The organism is Bradyrhizobium sp. GCM10028915 (assembly GCF_042666195.1).
Taxonomy (GTDB): domain Bacteria; phylum Pseudomonadota; class Alphaproteobacteria; order Rhizobiales; family Xanthobacteraceae; genus Bradyrhizobium; species Bradyrhizobium canariense_D.
Map to the genome: position 1 here is coordinate 904,490 of NZ_JBHTFN010000044.1, position 19,991 is coordinate 924,480.

The 19,991-nt window shown below is 65.4% G+C and carries 16 protein-coding genes; 6 read left to right on the plus strand and 10 right to left on the minus strand.

Annotation, left to right across the window (positions count from 1 at the left end; translation table 11 throughout):
* Positions 1–52: 52 nt before the first annotated feature.
* The 3 genes from ACFQX9_RS24495 to ACFQX9_RS24505 all read left to right on the plus strand — a co-directional run bounded on the left by ACFQX9_RS24495 (position 53) and on the right by ACFQX9_RS24505 (position 4,740).
* Positions 53–1,921, plus strand: a complete 1,869-nt coding sequence (locus tag ACFQX9_RS24495) for an extracellular solute-binding protein (RefSeq protein ID WP_377790917.1) — start codon at positions 53–55, stop codon at positions 1,919–1,921.
* 4 nt (positions 1,922–1,925) lie between these two features.
* Positions 1,926–3,428, plus strand: coding sequence for an AMP-binding protein (locus tag ACFQX9_RS24500; RefSeq protein WP_247296681.1), 1,503 nt, complete (start codon positions 1,926–1,928; stop codon positions 3,426–3,428).
* A gap of 85 nt (positions 3,429–3,513) precedes the next feature.
* A complete protein-coding gene (locus ACFQX9_RS24505; protein WP_085353104.1) occupies positions 3,514–4,740 on the plus strand; it encodes a hypothetical protein in 1,227 nt (408 codons plus the stop codon).
* A 202-nt stretch (positions 4,741–4,942) separates the two neighbouring features.
* Here ACFQX9_RS24505 and ACFQX9_RS24510 read toward each other — a convergent pair whose 3' ends face one another.
* The 3 genes from ACFQX9_RS24510 to ACFQX9_RS24520 all read right to left on the minus strand — a co-directional run bounded on the left by ACFQX9_RS24510 (position 4,943) and on the right by ACFQX9_RS24520 (position 9,195).
* Positions 4,943–5,152 carry a cold-shock protein gene (locus tag ACFQX9_RS24510; protein ID WP_018457932.1) on the minus strand — a complete coding sequence of 70 codons (210 nt, stop codon included), beginning with the start codon at positions 5,150–5,152 and terminating at the stop codon, positions 4,943–4,945.
* Positions 5,153–5,389: 237 nt separating this feature from the next.
* Positions 5,390–8,908 carry a transcription-repair coupling factor gene (mfd, locus tag ACFQX9_RS24515; RefSeq protein ID WP_377790920.1) on the minus strand — a complete coding sequence of 1,173 codons (3,519 nt, stop codon included), beginning with the start codon at positions 8,906–8,908 and terminating at the stop codon, positions 5,390–5,392.
* The gene (locus ACFQX9_RS24520; protein ID WP_018457934.1) at positions 8,905–9,195 is read right to left on the minus strand and encodes a succinate dehydrogenase assembly factor 2; all 291 of its coding nucleotides are present in this window, start codon (positions 9,193–9,195) and stop codon (positions 8,905–8,907) included. The genes mfd and ACFQX9_RS24520 overlap by 4 nt, the downstream gene beginning before the upstream one ends.
* Positions 9,196–9,379: 184 nt before the next feature.
* Here ACFQX9_RS24520 and recG point away from each other — a divergent pair, with 184 nt between their 5' ends.
* A complete protein-coding gene (recG, locus tag ACFQX9_RS24525) occupies positions 9,380–11,488 on the plus strand; it encodes an ATP-dependent DNA helicase RecG (RefSeq protein ID WP_377790922.1) in 2,109 nt (702 codons plus the stop codon).
* Here recG and panE read toward each other — a convergent pair.
* The 3 genes from panE to ACFQX9_RS24540 form a co-directional block, all read right to left on the minus strand.
* Positions 11,485–12,414, minus strand: coding sequence for a 2-dehydropantoate 2-reductase (gene panE / locus ACFQX9_RS24530; protein ID WP_377790924.1), 930 nt, complete (start codon positions 12,412–12,414; stop codon positions 11,485–11,487). The genes recG and panE overlap by 4 nt on opposite strands.
* Positions 12,415–12,480: 66 nt before the next feature.
* Positions 12,481–13,311 (minus strand): helix-turn-helix domain-containing protein, encoded by an 831-nt coding sequence (locus ACFQX9_RS24535; protein WP_377790927.1) that lies wholly within the window; start codon positions 13,309–13,311, stop codon positions 12,481–12,483.
* Positions 13,312–13,417: 106 nt separating this feature from the next.
* Entirely contained in the window at positions 13,418–13,807 is a 390-nt protein-coding gene (locus tag ACFQX9_RS24540; protein ID WP_377790929.1) for a nuclear transport factor 2 family protein, read from the minus strand.
* 262 nt (positions 13,808–14,069) lie between these two features.
* Here ACFQX9_RS24540 and ACFQX9_RS24545 point away from each other — a divergent pair, with 262 nt between their 5' ends.
* Positions 14,070–14,501: an AAA family ATPase gene (locus ACFQX9_RS24545; protein ID WP_247410404.1), complete on the plus strand. Its 432-nt coding sequence runs from the start codon at positions 14,070–14,072 to the stop codon at positions 14,499–14,501.
* A 28-nt stretch (positions 14,502–14,529) separates the two neighbouring features.
* Here the strand turns inward: ACFQX9_RS24545 and ACFQX9_RS24550 are convergent, their stop codons facing one another.
* The 3 genes from ACFQX9_RS24550 to glmS form a co-directional block, all read right to left on the minus strand.
* Positions 14,530–15,387, minus strand: a complete 858-nt coding sequence (locus tag ACFQX9_RS24550) for a DUF1932 domain-containing protein (RefSeq protein ID WP_377790931.1) — start codon at positions 15,385–15,387, stop codon at positions 14,530–14,532.
* Positions 15,388–15,491: 104 nt separating this feature from the next.
* Positions 15,492–16,265 (minus strand): DUF502 domain-containing protein, encoded by a 774-nt coding sequence (locus ACFQX9_RS24555; protein ID WP_018457941.1) that lies wholly within the window; start codon positions 16,263–16,265, stop codon positions 15,492–15,494.
* A gap of 89 nt (positions 16,266–16,354) precedes the next feature.
* Positions 16,355–18,181 (minus strand): glutamine--fructose-6-phosphate transaminase (isomerizing), encoded by a 1,827-nt coding sequence (glmS, locus tag ACFQX9_RS24560; RefSeq protein WP_204511260.1) that lies wholly within the window; start codon positions 18,179–18,181, stop codon positions 16,355–16,357.
* 220 nt (positions 18,182–18,401) lie between these two features.
* Between glmS and ACFQX9_RS24565 the strand changes: the two genes are divergently transcribed.
* Complete coding sequence (locus ACFQX9_RS24565; RefSeq protein WP_018457943.1) at positions 18,402–18,620, plus strand: hypothetical protein; 219 nt, start codon at positions 18,402–18,404, stop codon at positions 18,618–18,620.
* 6 nt (positions 18,621–18,626) lie between these two features.
* On the opposite strand, the gene glmU is transcribed toward ACFQX9_RS24565, so the two are convergent.
* Positions 18,627–19,982, minus strand: coding sequence for a bifunctional UDP-N-acetylglucosamine diphosphorylase/glucosamine-1-phosphate N-acetyltransferase GlmU (gene glmU / locus ACFQX9_RS24570; RefSeq protein ID WP_377790934.1), 1,356 nt, complete (start codon positions 19,980–19,982; stop codon positions 18,627–18,629).
* Positions 19,983–19,991: the final 9 nt, after the last annotated feature.

Genomic DNA, 19,991 nt, shown 5'->3' on the forward strand with positions numbered 1-19,991 from the left:
AAAATCCCTGTGATAGGATTCAGGCCTGCGGTCCTCGAATCAACGTGTCCACATGTTCATGTTCCAGCGCCTTCTCGAGGGCCGTCCTGAAGGTCTTTGCGTCCGCCTCTGTGTCCTGGCTTTCGCCTTGGGGCTCCCGTTTTCCTTGGGGCTTCCGGCCAGCGGCGCAGAGGCCGAGGAAGCCCACGCCATCGCCATGCACGGCAAGCCGGCGATGCCTGCCGGTTTCACCCACATGCCTTACGTCAACCCTGACGCCCCCAAGGGCGGCCGGCTGACCTGGGGCGTTCTCGGCACCTTCGACAGCCTCAATCCGTTCATCGTCAAGGGACTGGCCGTGCAGCCGGTCCGGAACTACGTGGTCGAGAGCCTGCTCGCGCGCGGCAATGACGAGCCGTTCACGCTCTACGGACTGCTCGCCAGATCGGTCGAGACCGATGACGAGCGCAGCTTTGTCACGTTCCACATCGATCCCCGCGCGCGCTTCTCCGACGGCAAGCCGGTCCGCGCCGAGGACGTGCTGTTCTCCTGGCAGTTGCTGCGCGACCACGGCCGCCCCAACCACCGGCAATATTACGGCAAGGTGGCAAGGGCCGAGGCGCCGGATCCCCTCACCGTCCGCTTCGACCTTGCGGGAGCCAATGACCGCGAACTGCCGCTGATCCTCGGCCTGATGCCGATCCTGCCGAAACATGCGGTCGACGTCGCGGCTTTCGAGGAGACGACGCTGTCGGGCCCGGTCGGCTCCGGCCCCTATCGCGTCACCGCCGTGAGGCCCGGTGCCAGCGTGACGCTCACCCGCAATCCCGACTATTGGGGCCGTGACCTCGCCATCAATCGCGGGCTCTACAATTTCGAGGAGATCAGGCTCGACTATTTTCGCGAAGCCAACGGCCAGTTCGAAGCTTTCAAGCGCGGCCTCTATGATTTCCGCATCGAGCACGAGCCGCTGCGCTGGCACGACGGCTACGACTTTCCCGCGGCGAAGAATGGCGACGTGATCCGCGACACCTTCAAGCCGGGCGTGCCGCAACCTTCCGAATTTCTGGTGTTCAACACGAGGCGTCCCATATTCGCCGACATCCGCGTGCGCCAGGCCTTGACGCTGCTGTTCGATTTCGAGCTGGTGAACCGCAACTACTTCTTCAACCTCTACTCGCGCGTCGCCGGCTATTTTGCCGGCTCGGACCTCTCAGCGTATGGCAAGCCTGCGGATGCGCGCGAGCGCGAGTTGCTCAAGCCGTTCGCCGCGCAGATCCCGCCTGACATCATGGACGGCAGCTACCGCCTGCCGGTGACCGACGGTTCGGGCCGCGACCGGACCACGCTGCGCGCGGCGCTGAAGCTGTTGTCGGAGGCCGGCTACGATCTCGACGGCACCGTGCTGCGCAACCGTGCGACCAAGGCGCCCTTCACCTTCGAGATCCTGGTCACGACCCGCGACCAGGAACGCGTCGCGCTTGCCTTTCAGCGCGACCTCAGGCGCGCCGGCATCGAGCCCAGCGTGCGATCGGTCGATCCCGTGCAGTTCGACCAGCGCCGGCTCGCCTACGAATTCGACATGATCCAGAACCGCTGGGACCAGTCCCTGTCGCCCGGCAACGAGCAATATTTCTACTGGGGGAGCGCTGCCGCCGACAGTCCGGGCACCCGCAACTACATGGGGGCCCGGGATCCCGCGGTCGATGCGATGATCGCCGCACTGCTGGAAGCCCGTGAACACACGGATTTCGTATCCGCGGTGCGGGCGCTCGACCGCGCTTTGATCTCCGGTTTCTATACAATCCCCCTGTTTAACGTATCCGAGCAATGGATCGCGCGCTGGAATCGGATAGAACGGCCAGAGGCCACCTCGCTGTCCGGCTATTTGCCGGAGACCTGGTGGTCGAAGGGGCAGCCGCAAGCTCATCAAGCAAAGTGACGCCGTGAACCAGCCAGCCGTATCGCCGACGCTCGACACACTGTTTCAGCGCACGCTGATGCGGCAGCCGCACGCGACCGCTCTGCTCGACCCCCTGAACAAGTTCCGCGTGACCGGGCACGAGCCGCGGCGGATGAGCTATGCCGAGGCTGACACCGCCATCGAGGCGCTGTCCGCCTATTTCGTCGAATCAGGCCTGCCGGCCAATTCCGTCATCGCCATCCAACTGCCGAATACGGTCGAGTTCGTGCTCACCGTTCTCGCCGCCCATCGCGCCGGTCTTGTCGTCGCCGTGCTGCCGCTGCTCTGGCGCCATGCCGAACTGACCGCCGCTCTCAATCGTACCGCGGCGCGCGCCATCGTCACCATGAGCACGGTCGACGGCGTCAGCTATGCCGATCTCGCCATGCACGCGGCCGCGGAAGCCTTCTCGATTCGCCATGTCTGCGGCTTCGGCACCAACCTGCCCGAAGGCATGGCCTCGCTCGACGACGTGCAGGCCCGTCCGCCCGGCACAGCGCGCGCCGTGATTCAGGATGGCCGCAAGGCGGCGATGATCTCCTTCGACGTCACCGCGGAAGGCTTTCGTCCGGTGCCGCGGCCGCATTTCAGCCTGATCGCCGGGGGGCTCGCGATGTCGCTGGAAGCCGACATCAGGCAAGGCGCAACCGTGATGGCGGCGTTCACGCCGATGTCGTTCGCAGGGCTCGCCTCCTCGCTCGCGGTGTGGCTGCTGTGCGGCGGCACGCTGGCGCTGCATCACCCCTTCGAGAACGACGTGCTGGAGCAGCAGATCAATGCGCACGAATGCGACGTGCTGATCGCACCGGCACAGTTCGCCCAGCGGCTCGGCGATTCCGAGCTGGCGGCGCGGATGCCGAGCTTGCGCAACGTCATCGGCCTGTGGCGCGCCCCCGAGCAGGTGTCGGCGAGCGAGGCATGGATTGCGCCGCATGCGCCTTTCACGGACGTCTATCTGTTCGGCGAGGCCGGATTGTTCGGCGCCCGGCGTGGCGAGGACGGCATGCCGGTGCCGGTGATGCCGGGACCGCACGGCGCGCCGCGCGAGCAGTCGGGTTCGTCGATCGCCGGCGAGATTCTGCTGACGCCGAAGGGCACGCTCGGGCTGCGCGGCCCTATGGTGCCGATCGCGGCCTACGCCCCGCCGCCGCCGGTCGGCGACACCCTGATCGCGCAACCGCCACGCGACTATGTCGACACCGGCTACGCCGCGCGGCTCGACCGTCCCAGCGGCGCGATCTGCATCACCGCGCCGCCCTCCGGGATCATGGCCGTCGGCGGCTACCGCTTCCTCTCCAACGACCTGCAGGAATGGGCGCGCCGGCTCGGTCAGGGCGCGCTGCTGACCGCGCTGCCTGACCGGCTCTCCGGTCACCGGCTCGCGGGCCGGGCCCAGGACAATGCCCGCGCCCGCGAGGCGCTCAGCGAACTCGGGCTTAACCCCCTGATGGTCGAAGCTTTTCGCGACCGTTCCGGGCCGGTCTAAGCGGAGTTTCGACCGTTCCATTGACGCTGCATTAAGGCGGCCGGACTAGATTGCGCAGCACCTGTTGCGTGACCAGAGTTTCTCGATGTCCCAGGCCGGCCCGATCCTGTTTGTGTCCAATGGCGAGCGGCCGACCTTCCTTGCGGCGCTGGACGAGGCGCGCTTCTTTCCCGTGATCGACACCGGCTGGGCCGGCGCGGTGCGCGCGGTCGAAGAGGTGCAGCCGGCCGCGGTTCTCGCCGCGATGCATGCCGGGCACGAGCCGCATCTGGCGCCGCTCGCCAGCAAGATCGCAGAGCAATCCCCTTACCTTCCCTTCGTGGCATTGGATGCGGCGGGCGCGCTCCCGCACAACGTCCTGCCCTTCTCTTCCTCGCGCGCCGGCCATTCCGAACGCCTGATCGCGCGGCTTCGCGCCGCTCTACGGATTCGCACGCTCCATGCCACGGTGCTGCGCCGGCTGCCGGAGGTCAAAGTCGCGCTGCCGGAGGCTGATCCCGTTCGCGATGCCACGGTGCTTCTGATCGGCCGCGGCGCGGCTTACCCCGCGCTTTCCGTCGCGCTCGGCGAGCGCGTCGGCGTGATCGGGGCGCTCTCGATCGAGGCAGCGGCCAAGCATCTCAACACCCGCGACCTCGACGGCGTCGTGCTCGCCGAAGGTTTTACCCCCCGCGTGACCGATGCCTTTCTCACGGTGCTCGCCGAGGACACCCGCTTCCGCAGCCTGCCCGTGGTCGTCACTGCGCATCAGTTGACGCAGACTTACGACCTGCCCAATCTCGAACTGATCCCGGGCGAGCCGGCGAAGGTCGCCGCCAACGCGCTGCCCCTGATCCGCCAGCACGCCATGGAAGCCCAGCTGAGCCGTACGCTGCGCTCGATCGATGCCGGCGGCTGGCTCGACCCGCGCAGCGGCCTGCTCACGGCGGAAGCTTTTGCGCGCGATTTTGCCAAGGCGGTCGAGCAGACGCTGGCCCGCGGCGGCGGCCTCTCGGTCGCACGCTTCGCCTTCGATCCCGGCAATTCCCGCGCCCAGCTCGATGCCGCGCGCATTCTCAGCCGGCTGATGCGGCAGATGGATTTTGGCGTGGCGCAGAAGGACGGCTCGGTCGTCGTCGTGTTCGCGGAGACCGACTTCCGCACTGCGCACATGATCGCCCGCCGCCTCTCCGCGGTGATGCGGCACACGTCGAACGGCAAGCACGAGATGCGCAGCGATCCCGTCGTTTCGGTGGATTCGCTGTCGCCCTCGGATACGGCAAGGTCGCTGCTTGGGCGGCTGTCGGCCGAGGCATCGCGGGCGGCGTCGTAATCATCCGCGAGCGCTCGCTGCCGTCGGAGCTCGACTGCTCACATGTGGAAGCTTTACGCGAAACGCACCGTTCGCATTCTCATTCGCGAGGGCCGGCCGCTGGCGCAAAAAACCCGCGGCCGGTAAACGGTCGCGGGTCAAAAAATCAGAAGCTCTGCCAGTACATCCGTGGTCAAAGCAACGTCATTGGGATTGCGACAGCCTATGCGGCGCGCAGATCTTCAGCAGCAGACTTGCCGGTCTTGCGATCTGCAACGATTTCAAAAGAAACCTTCTGCCCTTCGTTGAGGGTATTCATGCCGGCGCGTTCAACGGCGCTGATGTGAACGAAGACATCCTGGCTGCCCTCGTCCGGCTGAATGAATCCGAAGCCCTTTTGGCTGTTAAACCACTTCACAGTTCCCGTCGTCATGGGGATCGTCCTTTAAGATAGATAAACGTTTAGCCGCGCTCAGAAGCGCGGTGGGTGTCGTCGAGATCTGGAGGGAGGGTCGTCAGTCAGGCGCGCTTTTCAGCGGCGAGGCCAAGTCGTTCGGCCGAAACTCGATAGACCGAACCTAGCAACTGTTCGATCATTGCGCAAGTGATCATATGTCGCTGTTCCGAGATCCGAGTGCGGCGCGTCGTTTCGCGCCGCCTCCAGAAACCTCTACGCCGCCTTCTTGCTCTGCGCGAGCTGCGCCAGCTGGCGCATGATCTCGGTGGTGCCGGCCAGACGCTCTTCCGGCGTCTCCCAGTCCTGCAGGAACACCACCTTCATGTCGGGCCGCACCTTCGCGGCCTGGCCGTGGCTGCGGATGAAGCTCACCAGCCGGTCGGGATGGGCGAAGGAATTGTCGCGGAAGGCGATGACGGCGCCCTTCGGACCGGCATCGATCTTGCCGACATTGGCTTGGCGGCAGAACGCCTTGATCGCGGCGACCTTGAACAAATAGCGCACCTCGTCCGGCAACACGCCGAACCGGTCGCGCATCTCGGCGCCGAAGTTCTCGATCTCCTCCTCGCTGTCGAGGTCGGCGAGCCGGCGGTAGAGTGACAGCCGCACCGAGAGATCGCCGACATAATCCTCCGGAATCAGCACGGGCATGCCGATGGTGATCGTCGGCGACCAGCGGTCGGCCGCGGGCTCGGACACACCAGCCTTGAGGTTGACGATCGCCTCCTCCAGCATCGATTGATAGAGCTCGAAGCCGACCTCCTTGATATGGCCGGACTGCTGCTCGCCCAGGATATTGCCCGCGCCGCGGATGTCGAGATCGTGCGAGGCGAGCTGGAAGCCCGCGCCCAGCGTCTCCAGCGATTGCAGCACGGTGAGCCGGCGCTCGGCCTGCGCCGTGATCTTCTGCTGCGCCGGCAGCGTGAACAGCGCATAGGCCCGCAGCTTGGACCGGCCGACGCGGCCGCGGAGCTGATACAGTTGGGCAAGGCCGAACATGTCGGCGCGATGCACGATCAGCGTGTTGGCGTTGGGGATGTCGAGGCCGGATTCCACGATCGTGGTCGACAGCAGGATATCGAACTTGCCGTCGTAGAACGCCGTCATGATATCCTCGATCACGGCGGGCGGCATCTGCCCGTGCGCAACCGCAACCTTCATCTCCGGCACGTTCTTGTCGAGGAAATCCCTGACCTCGGCGAGGTCGTCGATGCGCGGCACCACGTAGAACGCCTGGCCGCCGCGATAGCGCTCGCGCAGCAGCGCCTCGCGGATCATCAAGGGGTCGTGCGGGGCGACGAAGGTGCGCACCGCGAGGCGGTCGACCGGGGGCGAGGCAATGATCGAGAGCTCGCGCACGCCGGTGAGCGCCAATTGAAGTGTGCGTGGAATCGGCGTCGCCGACAGCGTCAGCACGTGCACCTCGGCGCGGAGCTGCTTCAGCCGCTCCTTGTGAGTCACGCCAAAATGCTGCTCCTCGTCGACGATCAGCAGGCCGAGATCCCGGAACTTGATCGACTTGCTGAGCAGCGCATGGGTGCCGACGACGATGTCGACCGAGCCGTCGGCGAGGCCCTTCTTGACCAGATTGAGCTGCTTGGCGGGCACCAGCCGGGAGGCCTGGGCGACCTGGACCGGGAAACCCTTGAAACGGTCGGTGAACGTCTTGTGATGCTGACGGGCGAGCAGCGTGGTCGGCACCACGACCGCGACCTGCTTGCCTTCGAGCGCCACCGCGAAGGCGGCGCGCAGCGCCACCTCGGTCTTGCCGAAGCCGACGTCGCCGCAGATCAGCCGGTCCATGGGACGGCCGAGCTCGAGGTCCTTCAGCGTGGACTCGATCGCACCAAGCTGATCCTCGGTCTCGTCATAGGGGAAGCGCGCGCAGAACTCGTCGTAGAGGCCCGGCTGCACCGGCAGCTTCGGCGCCTCATGGAGGTGGCGCTCGGCGGCGATCTTGATCAGCTCGCCCGCGATCTCACGGATGCGGTTCTTGAGCTTGGCCTTGCGCGTCTGCCAGCCCGAACCGCCGAGACGATCAAGTTCGAGCGTGGTCTGGTCGGAGCCATAGCGCGACAGCAGCTCGATGTTCTCGACCGGCAGGAACAGCTTGGTCTCGGCGGCATAATGCAGCTCGAGGCAGTCATGGGGCGCGCCGGCGACGTCCAGCGTCTGCAGGCCGATGAAGCGGCCGATGCCGTGATCGACGTGGACCACGATGTCGCCGGCGGCGAGGCTCGTCACCTCCGAGATGAAATTGTCGAGCTTGCGGCTCGCCTTGCGCGGCCGCACCAGGCGATCGCCAAGGATGTCCTGCTCGCTGATGACAGCGATCTCGTCGGTCTCGAATCCGCTTTCGAGGCCGAGCACGGCGAGCATGGTCTCGTTGCGCGGGGTCGCCTGCACCGTGCGCCAGCTATTGACGCTGGTCACGGGGGTGAGCTTGTGATCGCGCAGCATCGAGGTCATGCGGTCCCTCGAGCCCTCCGTCCAGAGCGCGATGACCACCTTCTTGCGGTTTGTCAGCAGCCCATGCACATGTGCGACGACGGCTTCGAAGACATTGATCTTGTTATCGTTGCGCTCCGGGGCGAAGTCTCGTCCCTTGCGCGCGCCGGCATCGACCACGCTGGTACCATCGGCAGGCACCGAAAACTGGGTCAGCCGCACCAACGGCATCCCGCTCTCACGCTTGCCCCACTCCTCCTCGGTCAGGTAGAGCCTGTCAGGCGGCAGCGGCTTGTAGATGGCACCGCCGCCCGGATGCTCCATGGCGTCGCGGCGGGCCTGGTAATAATCGAGGATCTGCTTGAAACGCTCGCGGATGGCGTCCTCGGCCTGCGGCTCGATCGCGACGCAAGCTCCTTGCAGATAGTCGAACAGCGTGTCCATCCGGTCCTGGAACAGCGGCAGCCAATGCTCCATGCCGGGATGGCGGCGGCCCTCGCTGACGGCCTCGTAGAGCGCATCGTCGCGCTCGGGCGCGCCGAACTCAGCGACGTAGCCCATGCGAAAGCGGCGGATGGTCTCGGTGACGAGCTGGAATTCGGAGATCGGCACGAGATCGAGCGCGCGCATGTCGAGCAGCGTGCGCTGGGTCTCGGCATCGAAGGTGCGGATCGATTCCAGGCTGTCGCCGAAGAAATCGAAACGGACGGGCTGGTCCAGGCCGGCCGGAAACAGGTCCAGAATGCCGCCGCGCACCGCGTATTCGCCGGGCTCGCGCACGGTCGAGGAGCGGTTGTAGCCGTTGTGCTCGAGCCAGGCGATGATGGTATCCATCGGCACGACGTTGCCGGGCGCGACCGACAGCGCCTGCGCCGCGACGAGCTCGCGCGCCGGCACGCGCTGTACCACGGCGTTCACCGTGGTCAGCACGATCAGCGGCTTGTCGCTACCGGTCAGTGACGCCAGCCGCGCCAGCGTCGTCAGGCGCTGGGCGAGGACGCCACCATGCGGCGAGACGCGGTCATAGGGCTGGCAGTCCCAGGCCGGGAAGGTCAGCACGGGCAAATCGGGCGCGAAGAATTGCAGAGCACGTTCGAGCTGCTGCATCCGCGGCCCGTCGCGACAGATCACCGTGAGGCTGACAGCCGGCTTCTTCGGCCGCGCCGCGATGGCGCGCGCGAGATCAGAGATGACGAGGCCCTCGGCACCCTCGGCAACATTGGCAAGCGTGAGCGCGCGGCCGGGCGTGAGCAGCTCGGCCGGCGATTTCATCCCCTGCTTCATACGTCGCGGTCCGCGATCGGAAACCCCTTGATGCGCGCAAACAGCGGGCCAATGACGTCGGCGGCAAGCACCTTGTCGCCGGTGATGGCGGCATAGAGGTCGGGATCGGCCTCTTCGAGCAGGGTCTCGAGCTGCGTCAGCTCGTCATCGGACAGATTGCCAATCTCGGCATCCGCGAACCGGCCGAGGATCAGGTCCATCTCGCGCGTGCCGCGGTGCCAGCAGCGGAACAGAAGCCGCTTGCGGCGGTCGTCCAGCCCGTTGCTCGATCGTGTCGTTCCCGTCATGTCTCAATTCCAGTCAAACGCCAAAAGCCCGGACGTGCCGGGCCGGGGTGATATAGCCACTCGGGCGGGCCCTGTCAGCCCTCGATTTGTCATGGCCCGCTGCCGCCGCAGGGGCACGAAAAAACACGTGGATGCCAAGCATAAAGCCGGGCATGACGAGCGAAAACGGTCCTAGATTCGCCTGATGCGCCCCAGCCTGCTCAACCCGCTGTTTGCCCCCGTGACCAGCCTGCCCGGCGTCGGTCCGAAGCAGGACAAGCTGCTGCAATATCTGCTCAGCCGCAATGAGACGCCGCGGCTGGTCGATCTGTTGCTGCATTTGCCGAGCCAGGTGATCGACCGTCGCGCCCGGCCGAAGATCCGCGACGCCGTGCAGGGAACCATGGTGACGCTGGAGGTCACGGTCGACCGCCACCGCCCGCCCCCGCCGCGCAATGCGCGCGCGCCCTACCTCGTTTACGCCAGCGACGACACCGGCGACGTCGTGCTGACGTTCTTCCGCGCAAAGCCCGGCTATGTCGAGAAGCTGCTGCCGATCGGCGAGAAGCGCTTCGTCTCCGGCACGCTCCAGATGTACGACGCCATCCCGCAGATCGTGCATCCCGACCGGGTGCTGGACGAGGAGGCGATTTCCAAACTCTCCGGCATCGATCCCGTCTATCCCTTGACCGAGGGCCTTGCACTCGGCTCGCTGCGCCGTGCGGTCGCGCAGGCGCTGCAGAAGCTCCCGGCACTGCCGGAATGGATCAGCCCGGAGGTGCTGCGCCGCTGCGGCTTCCCGCCGATCGCCGAGGCGCTCACCCGCGTGCACCAGCCGGTCGAGCTCACCGACATTCTGCCCGACCAGCCGTTCTGGTCGCGCCTCGCCTTCGACGAACTCCTGGCCGGGCAACTTGCGCTTGCCCTGATCCGCGCCCAATTGCGACGCCCGGCCGGTGTGCGCAACGCCGGCGACGGGCACCTCCGCAACAAAATCATCGATGCCCTGCCCTATGCGCTGACAACCTCCCAGCGCGACGCAGCAGCCGCCATCGCCAATGATCTACAACAGCCGGTGCGCATGTTGCGCCTGCTCCAGGGCGACGTCGGCTCCGGCAAGACCGTGGTCGCGCTGCTGGCCGCCGCTGCCGTCACTGAGGTCGGCAAGCAGGCCGCCTTGATGGCGCCGACCGAAATTCTGGCTCGTCAGCATATCAAGACCATCGCGCCGCTCGCCGAGCGCGCGGGCATGCGGGTCGCGATCCTCACCGGCCGCGAAAAGGGCAAGGAGCGGCGTGACCTGCTGGCACAACTCGAAGCCGGCGAGATCGACCTGCTCGTCGGCACCCATGCGCTGATCCAGGACGACGTGATCTTTAGCGATCTCGCCCTCGCCGTCGTCGACGAGCAGCATCGTTTTGGCGTGCGCGAGCGGCTGGCGCTGACGGCAAAGGGCGAGGCCGTCGACGTGCTGGTGCTGAGCGCCACGCCGATTCCGCGCACGCTGGTGCTGACCTATTTCGGCGACATGGACATCAGCGAGCTCAGGGAGAAGCCGGCCGGCCGCCAGCCGATCGAAACTCGCACCATATCGATGAGCCGCCTCGGCGAGGTCACCGACAGCATCGGCCGCGCGCTCGAATCCGGCAAGCTGGTCTACTGGATCTGCCCGCTGGTCGAGGAATCCGAGGCCGAGGGTACCGAGCACCTGACCAATGCGACCAAGCGCTTCGAAACCCTGCAAAAGCGTTTCGGCGACCGTGTCGGCCTCGTCCACGGCCAGATGAAGGGCACCGAGAAGGACCGCGTCATGGGCCAGTTCGCCGCCCACGAGATCGGTCTGCTGGTCGCGACCACCGTGGTCGAGGTCGGTGTCGACGTGCCGGCGGCGACCATCATGGTGATCGAGAACGCCGAACGCTTTGGCCTCGCCCAGCTTCATCAATTGCGCGGCCGCATCGGGCGCGGCTCGGAGGCCTCGACCTGTCTGCTGCTCTACTCCGAGCCGCTCGGCGAGATGTCGAAAGCACGGCTGAAGGTGATCCGCGAGACCACCGACGGCTTTCGGATCGCCGAGGAAGATCTGAAGCTGCGCGGCGAAGGCGATGTGCTCGGCGTGCGCCAGAGCGGCCTGCCCGGCTACCGCATCGCCCGCTCGGAGGTGCACGGCCAGCTCATCACGCAGGCCCGCGACGAGGCGCTGCGCATCCTGAAGGACGATCCAAAACTCAAGGGCGAGCGCGGCGAGGCACTGCGCTGCCTGCTGTATCTGTATGAGCGGGATGAAGCGATCCCGCTGATCGGAGCGGGTTAGCTGGCCGCTCGTTGCCGCCCAATCTCATAAGCCGCCACATGCGCCCGGGCGAGATCCAGCAGGGGCGTGTCGATGCCGAGTGCACGAGCCCGGTTGGCCATATCGCCGAGGATATGCTCCGCCTCGGTGACCGAGCCGCGCTCGATATCACGCAGCATCGAGGCCTTGAGCGGGGAATCCGGGGTCGTGAACAGCTTCCGGTCAAACTCGATGAAAGGCGCTCGCGGCTCAAAACCCGAGCCCGTGGCGACGGCGCAGCATTCGGCAAACAGGCGGAAGATGGATTGCTCGCCGTTCGGAACGGCCAGAATGTCTCCGATGCTTGCACGCATCAGGCAGGTGATGCCGGCGAGCGTCGAGAGCTGGACGAATTTCTCCCACATGTCCTGCATGATCGCTTCGCTGGCGCGCACGTCGATACCGGGCACGTGCAGCAGCGTCTCCAGGGCGAGCACACGCTCGCTCAACGACCCCCCGATTTCGCCGAAGACGATGGTCTGATTGGCCATGAACTGAACGACGCGGCCATCCGCATCGAGCCCGGCACTGACGTTCGCGAGCCCGCCGAGAACCTGAGCGGCGCCGAACCGCGCCGTCAGGGCGTCGACATGTTTCAGCCCGTTGAGGATCGGCAAAATCATCGTGTGGGCGCCAACGGCCGGGGCAAACTGGGCCATCGCATCGTCGAGCGAGTAGGATTTCACCCCGACGAGCACGACGTCGAACGTTTCCTTGAGGTCGTTGGCCAGGATGATCTTCGGCTGCACGGCGAAATCGCCCTGCGGGCTCACGACCTGCAATCCATTCCGCCGCAATTGCTCCGCACGCCCGGCCCGCACCAGAAAGTTCACGTCGCCGCCGGCTCGGACCAGGCGCGCTCCGTAGTAGCCTCCGAGCGCTCCCGCGCCGATCACAAGCACTCTCATTCGAACTCCCATTGCGGAGTGACCGCTTTCGCAGAAACAATAACAGATGAGCCTCGCGACGTCTCCTCAACCGGCGTGCGCGCGCAAGAACCTGCCGTGCTCGGCTTCGGTCCCCTCGTTGGCGGGGAACATGCACTCGAGCCGCAGCTCCTCCGCCGTCACCGTCTGCGGCGTTCCAACCGTCGTGATCAGGGAGAAGTAGTCCAGCGTCACACCGTCCTTGACGAAGGACAACGGGATCATCGGCATCGCATCGGATGCCGACGGCGCACGCCATTCCGGCTTCACCCCGGGGTATTGCGACAGCTCCTCCAGCAACGCCTTCGTCCTGATGTCAACCACGTGTCCGACTGCCTCGCGATACACCCGCGCCAGCAGCCCGCGTGCGGTCTGCGGCCAGTTCGCGATAAAAGGGCGCATGCCCTCCGGATCGAACATAAGATGCAGCAGGTTTCGTGGCGCCGGCCGTGCGGACATGTCGATGAAGCAATTGAACAGAAGCGGCGCGGCCTCATTGGTCATCAGCACGTTCCAGTACCGGTCCATGACGATGGCGGGAAACGGCTCGTGCTGACGCAGCATGCGTTGCAGGGCACGGTTGATGCTCGTCATGGCGGGCGCCTCGAGCGCGGGCTCGGAATAGGACGGCGCATAGCCGGCGGCCAGCAGCAGCTCGTTGCGTTCGCGCAAGGGCACGTCGAGGGCTTGCGCAAGGTCAAGCAGCATCTGGCGGCTCGGAACGCTGCGGCCGCTCTCGACGAAGCTGATGTGCTTCTGCGAGACGCCGGCGTCGAAGGACAGGTCGAGCTGCGTCTTGCCGCGAATGTCCCGCCATTGACGCAGCAGCGCGCCCGCGGAACTGGCGCGCGTCTTGAGGGCACTGGCCGTCGCTTTCATGGCCGACTGATCCTTCCTGTCGATGTGCGGCATCGTCAACGCGCATCGGCGGCGGTAAGTCGGCTTGTCCGAGGCACCACCGCCGATGGTAGCAGGTTCGTGGCGATCAACCGAAGGCGACCGGCCCCACGGCACCGACCCAGTGCCGTACCTTGGTGTCGTTCCTCTCGTCCATGTAGAAGAAGTGCGTCATCGTGGGATGAACCGTCTTCATTGAGGGATCATCGGGTGTCATGTCCACGACACCCCGAAACACCTTCAGCGACCCCGCGTCCCAATATTCGGTGATGTGATGGAGCGTGGTGAATCCGGTGTCGATGAAGGCCTTCAGATTGCCGCGGATCGCCTCGCGCCCCTTCCAATCGGCGACGCCGAGGTTGCAAACGGCATCTTCCGTAAAACAGTCGAAGCCTGGTCCGAAGGTCTTGTTGTCGATCTCCCGCCACATGTCGAGCAGCCATTGCGGCGGCTCCTTCTTCGTAAACACGACTTGCATAGCTCTCTCCTCATGCACCGACACACACGCGACAGGAGGCTTGATGGAATGCTTCCTGTCGGGTGAATGAACCGGGACAGTAGCCAGGCTGCAGATGGGCTCAATTACATGCCAGGTAATAAGGCGCGTTCGGAGGCCTCCTCTTTCCCTTCGCCCGACTTTATGGAACCCTACGACGATGCGCCGGATCATCGTTGTAGGCTGTCAGGGTAGCGGAAAGACGAGCCTCTCCCGAAATCTCGGGCAAAAGCTCGCGCTGCCGGTGGTGCATCTCGACGTGCTCTACTGGCGGCCGGGATGGAAGCCATCCGACAAACCGAACTTCCGAGCACGGGTTACTGAGGCGATCGCGGGCGACGCATGGGTTGTCGACGGCAGCTTCTCGGGACTTGCCTTCGATCTCACGCTCGCGCGCGCCGATACGCTGGTCGTCATCGACCGCCCGCGCTGGCTCTGCCAGTGGCGCATTCTCCTGCGATCCGCCTTCGATCGCGACAAGGCCCGGCCTGATCTCCCGGAGGGGTGCCCCGAGCAGTTCGACTGGAAATTGATGCGCGAGGCGTGGCGCTACGACACCGAGCGCGCGCCTGTCATCGAGGCCGAGCGTATGCAGTATGGCGCTGACGTTCCGGTCGTGCGATTGAGACGCGATCGAGACATCCAGGGGTTTCTGGATTCGCTGCACGGCACATGATGGATGGCGGTGACGTGAGACCGGACGATCAGGATTTCTTCTGCGCGATGCGCGCGGCGAATGCCTTCATCAGGTCGGTATCCGCCGCCTCGCCTTTCGCATCCTCGGCGAGGTGGTCGAACCAGCGCGCAAAGCCTTCGTAAACCTGGCTCGCCGGATGATCGGGGCCGAGGAAGCCGGAAATCTCCCGCATCTCCGCGACCCAGCGATAGGCTTTCGGAATCATGTCCGGCAGCGCGACTTCGAGCCGGGCCAGAACCGCGGGCTGGCTGAGTGCGAGTTCGTCGCGCAGCGCATCCGCAGCCCCCGCTTTCGTTGCCGCGACCACCATCGCCGCGCCGATCCCGGCGAGGCCCTTGACGATCCCGGCATAGGACATTTTCAGCGCGGACGCGGCACCGACCGGCCCTTCGACGATCCGCACGTCGAGCCCGAAATCCTTCAGCACGGCGACATCCTTGGCGTGCTCGCCCGACATGTAGAAGGCCGGGCTCTTGCCACCGGGCTGGGGCGGGAACCCGATGATGCCGGCATCGACGAACGGCGCCTGTGCCGAGCCGATGATCTCCTCGATCCTCATCACGGTATCGACGTTGACGGCATTGCAATCGGCCACGACCGGCTTCTTCTCGCGCCGGACGATCAGCCCGGCCAGCCGCTCGGCGAGCGCCACGGCTTCGCCCGGCGGCACGATCGACAGGATGATGTCGGCGTCCGCGATCGCGTCGTCCTCGGCGCCGATCATGCCGGCATCCGTGGCGCGTTTGCGCGTCGCTTCGCTCCGCCCTCTCAACGACGTCAGCACACGCGCACCGTGCTCGCCGAGACGGCGGGCCACGGCACTGCCCATGGCACCGGGCGCGAGGATCGCAATAGTTTTGGACATCGTGCACTCCAGATCGAAGCCCGAGCAACGCGCTCAGTTCAATCGGAGACTAGCAGAGGACGAGACGCCCGCGTGAACGGCGGCCATCCCGCAGGGGAATGGCCCTACTCCACCTTCGCAGGCTGGGGCTGCACCGCCGCCGAGGCGTTGGCAATACGCGCGGCATTCGCCATGCCCGCCAGCGCCGCTGCCTTCTTCGAATCGGGCGCTGAGCCCGGCTGCACGACGCCGGCCGACATGATCAGCGTCGCGGCATCCTCGGTGCTCATGTCGACCTCGACGATCTTGCTCTTGGGCACATAGAAGAAGAAGCCGGTCGTCGGGTTCGGCGAGCACGGCAGGAACACCGAGACGTGCTCCTCCTGACCCGGCAGGCTGCGGGAGACGTCCTCGTTCGGCGCTTGCGAGATCAGCACGATCGACCACATGCCCGGCGAGGGAAACTCAACCAGGCCGACTTTGCGGAAGCTCGAGCCCTTGCCCGAGAACAGCGTCTCGAACACCTGCTTCAGGCCGCGGTAGATGGCGCGTACCGCCGGGATGCGGCCGAGGAAGGTCTCGCCGACATCGACCAGTGTCCGGCCGATCAAATTGGCCGCGAGGAAGCCGACCAGCGTCAACGTGAAGAATGCGACGATCAGCCCCCAGCCGGGAATGACATAGGGCAGATAAGTCTCGGGCCGATAGGCCAGCGGCACGAACGGCCGCACCACGCCATCGACCCAGGTGACGAACCACCAGACCAGATACAGCGTGATCGCAATCGGCCCCGTCACGATGAGACCGGTGAGGAAATAGTTACGGAAGCGGCCGATCAGGCCGGTATGCGGCTCGGGCACGGCATCAAGAGGCGCAGGCGCGTCGTCACGGGGGTTCATTCGGGTTCCAAGTCAGTCGCTTCGTCCAAGCTAGGGTCTTCTAGCAGGTTTTGGAAGACCACGAAGCGTCCCGCACTCGACCCCTCTGCCTATTCCACCGTCACGGATTTCGCGAGATTGCGCGGCTGGTCGACATCGGTCCCCATGATGACCGCCGTATGATAGGCGAGCAGCTGAACCGGGACCGCATAGACCATCGGCGTGAACGCCGCCGCCATATCGGGCATGACGATGGTGACGAGGGACTCGACGGTTGCCTCCTGCGCGCCTTTGGCGTCGGTCATCAGGATGATCTTGCCGCCGCGAGCGGCGACCTCCTGCATGTTGGAGACGGTCTTTTCGAACACCCGGTCGTAGGGCGCGATGACGACGACAGGCATGGTCTCGTCGATCAGCGCGATCGGGCCGTGCTTGAGCTCGCCGGCGGCATAGCCCTCGGCGTGGATGTAGGAGATTTCCTTCAGCTTCAACGCCCCTTCGAGGGCGAGCGGGAAGCTGGTGCCGCGACCGAGATAGAGCACGTCGCGAGATTTCGCGATCTCGCGCGCGAGCTTCTCGATCTGGAGCTCGGTGGTGAGCGCATCCGACATCAAACGCGGGATTTCGACGAGCCCGTGAACGAGCTTGGTCTCGTCCTCGTCGGTCAGTTCGCCGCGGGCCTTGCCGGCCGCGATCGCAAGATTTGCCAGCACCATGAGCTGGCAGGTGAACGCCTTGGTCGAGGCGACGCCGATCTCTGGGCCGGCCAGCGTTGGTAGCACGGTCTCGCTTTCGCGCGCGATCGTCGAGGTCGGCACGTTGACCACGGCCACCGTGTGCACGCCTTGGGCCTTGGCGTAGCGCAGCGCGGCCAAGGTGTCGGCGGTCTCGCCCGACTGCGAGATGAAGATGGCGAGATCACCCTTGCGCAAGGGCGCCTCGCGGTAGCGGAATTCGGAGGCGACATCGACCTCGACCGGCACGCGCGCGAAACGCTCGAACCAGTATTTTGCGACGAAGCCGGCGTAGCTCGCAGTGCCGCAAGCCGTGATGTTGATGCGCTGGATGTTCTTGAAGTCGAACGGCAGCTTGACCGGCAGCGAGACCCGCTCGGTCGCCATGTCGACATAGCGTGCCAACGTGTGGCCGACCACTTCCGGCTGCTCGTGGATCTCCTTGGCCATGAAGTGGCGGTAATTGGCCTTGTCGACCAGCGAGGTCGAGGCCGCGTGCTTGGTCTTCTCGCGCTGGACGGCATGGCCGTCCTTGTCGAAGATCGAAGCGCTTGTATGGGTCAGCACGACCCAGTCGCCGTCCTCGAGATAGCTGATCGTGTCGGTGAACGGCCCGAGCGCGATGGCGTCGGAGCCGAGATACATCTCGCCGTCACCATAGCCGATCGCGAGCGGCGGACCGTTGCGCGCGCCGATCATCAAATCGTCCTCGCCCGCGAAGATGAAGCCGAGTGCGAACGCGCCGCGCAGCCGCGCCAGCGTCAATTTCACCGCTTCCACCGGCTTGTTGCCGCGCGTGAGCAGGTCGTCGACGAGATGCAGCACGATCTCGGTGTCGGTCTGGGTGTGGAACACCGTGCCTTTCTTCTCGAGCTCCTCGCGCAGCTCGCGGAAATTCTCGATGATGCCGTTGTGAACGACGGCGACACGCTCGGTCGCGTGCGGGTGCGCATTGTTCACGGTCGGCTTGCCGTGGGTGGCCCAGCGGGTGTGACCGATTCCGGTCGTGCCCTTGAGCGGCTCGGCCTCCAGCCGCTTCTCCAGATTCTTCAGCTTGCCCTCGGCGCGGCGGCGCTCGAGATGCTTGCCCTCGAGCGTGGCGACGCCCGCGGAATCATAGCCGCGATATTCAAGACGTTTGAGCGAATCCACCAATTGCTCTGCAACCGGCTGGCGCCCGAGAATGCCGACAATCCCGCACATGCGGATCAATATCCCCCAAATCGTCGAAAAATCGCCTAAACGACGCGCTCGGTTTTTAGCGAAGTTCCTAAGGAACCAGATACTCAATAATTATTGCTGATTGAGACAGCACCGACGGCGACCGAGCCTCGCCTGCGTCGAACTGGCTGGGCCTTAAACCGCGCGCGTTAACTTGTTGTCAACAAATTTGGCCAACCCTTGCGTACCAAGGAGAGAGGCCATGAAAGGCTCATCCAACCGCAAAGGCCTGTCATCGATGGCGGTGCGCGCCAGCGAGACCACCGGCACGCACCTCGCGCATTGGCCGCCGCCCCAGCGCGGCAAGGAAAGCAAGCCCGTCTTCATCAAGCACGTCGCCGGCGAGCCGGCGAAGCGTGCCAAGCCGCGCGGCTGGCGCCTGACGCGCGCGATCTTCTCCGAATTCGCCGACGACGAATAGCGGCGCTCATTTCGCCGGCTTATTCCCTCGCGTCTTCATCTCGCGATAGCGCGCCGCACCACCTTCGCGGATGGTCTGCGGGCTGCGCTCCAGCGCCATGGCGTCGTCGGGCACGTCGCGCGTGATCACGGAGCCCGAGCCGATATAGGCGCCGTTGCCGATTGTCACCGGTGCGACCAGCGAGGAGTTGGTGCCGACGAAGGCGCCCTGCCCGATGATCGTCTTGTGCTTCTTGAAGCCGTCGTAGTTGCAGGTGATGGTGCCGGCGCCGATGTTGGAATTGGCGCCGATGGTGGCATCGCCGATGTAGGAGAGATGGTTGACCTTGACGCCGGCCTCCAGCGTCGCGGCCTTGGTCTCCACAAAATTGCCGATGCGCGCGCCGTCGCCGAGCGAGGTGCCGGGCCGCAGCCGCGCATAGGGGCCGATCGAGACCTTCTTGCCGAGCTTGGTCTCGACGATATGCGAGAAGGAATGGACCACCGTGCCGTCGCCGATCGAAACGCCGGGGCCGATCACCACGAAGGGCTCGATCGTCACGTCCTTGCCGAATACGGTATCCGCGGCGAGATAGACGGTTTCGGGCGCGATCAGCGTGACGCCGGACTCCATCGCCACTTTCCGCAACCGCGCCTGCATCACGCCTTCAGCCTCGGCGAGCTGCGCCTTGGTGTTGATGCCGCGCACTTCGTCCTCGCTGGTTTCGATCACCACGGCATCCCATCCCTGTTCGCTGATAATGCCGACCGCGTCGGTCAGATAATATTCGCCCTTGGAGTTCGCATTGCCGATCTTGTCGAGGATCGCGAGCGCGCGGCGGCCGTCGATCGCCATGACCCCGGCATTGCACAGGTCAATCTTGCGCTCCTCGGCGCTGGCATCGGCCTGCTCGCGGATCGCGACCAGGCGGTCGCCCTCGACAATGAAGCGGCCATAGCCGGTGGGATCGGCGGCGCGGAAGCCGAGTGCGGCAATTGCGGCGCCTTTGGCCAGCGGCGCGCGCAGCCGCGCAAAGGTCTCGGCCGAGATCAGCGGCGTGTCGCCGAACGCAATCAGCAGATCATCCACGCCCCGCGCAATGGCATCACGCGCCGCCAGCACCGCATGTGCGGTGCCGAGCCGTTCCTGTTGCACGAAGGTGAGCGCGTCGGGACGGATGCGCTTTGCTTCGTCCGCCACCGCCTGATGATCGGGTCCGATCACGACCGCGAGCGAGGTGCCGGTTCCCTTGGGCGCCGCGGCGAGCACGTGGGCGAGCAGGCTCTGGTGCGCGACAGGATGCAGCACTTTCGGCAGGTGTGAGCGCATACGCGTGCCTTCGCCGGCGGCGAGCACGATCGTGAGGCTGGAACGGGCGGTCATCGAAATCCT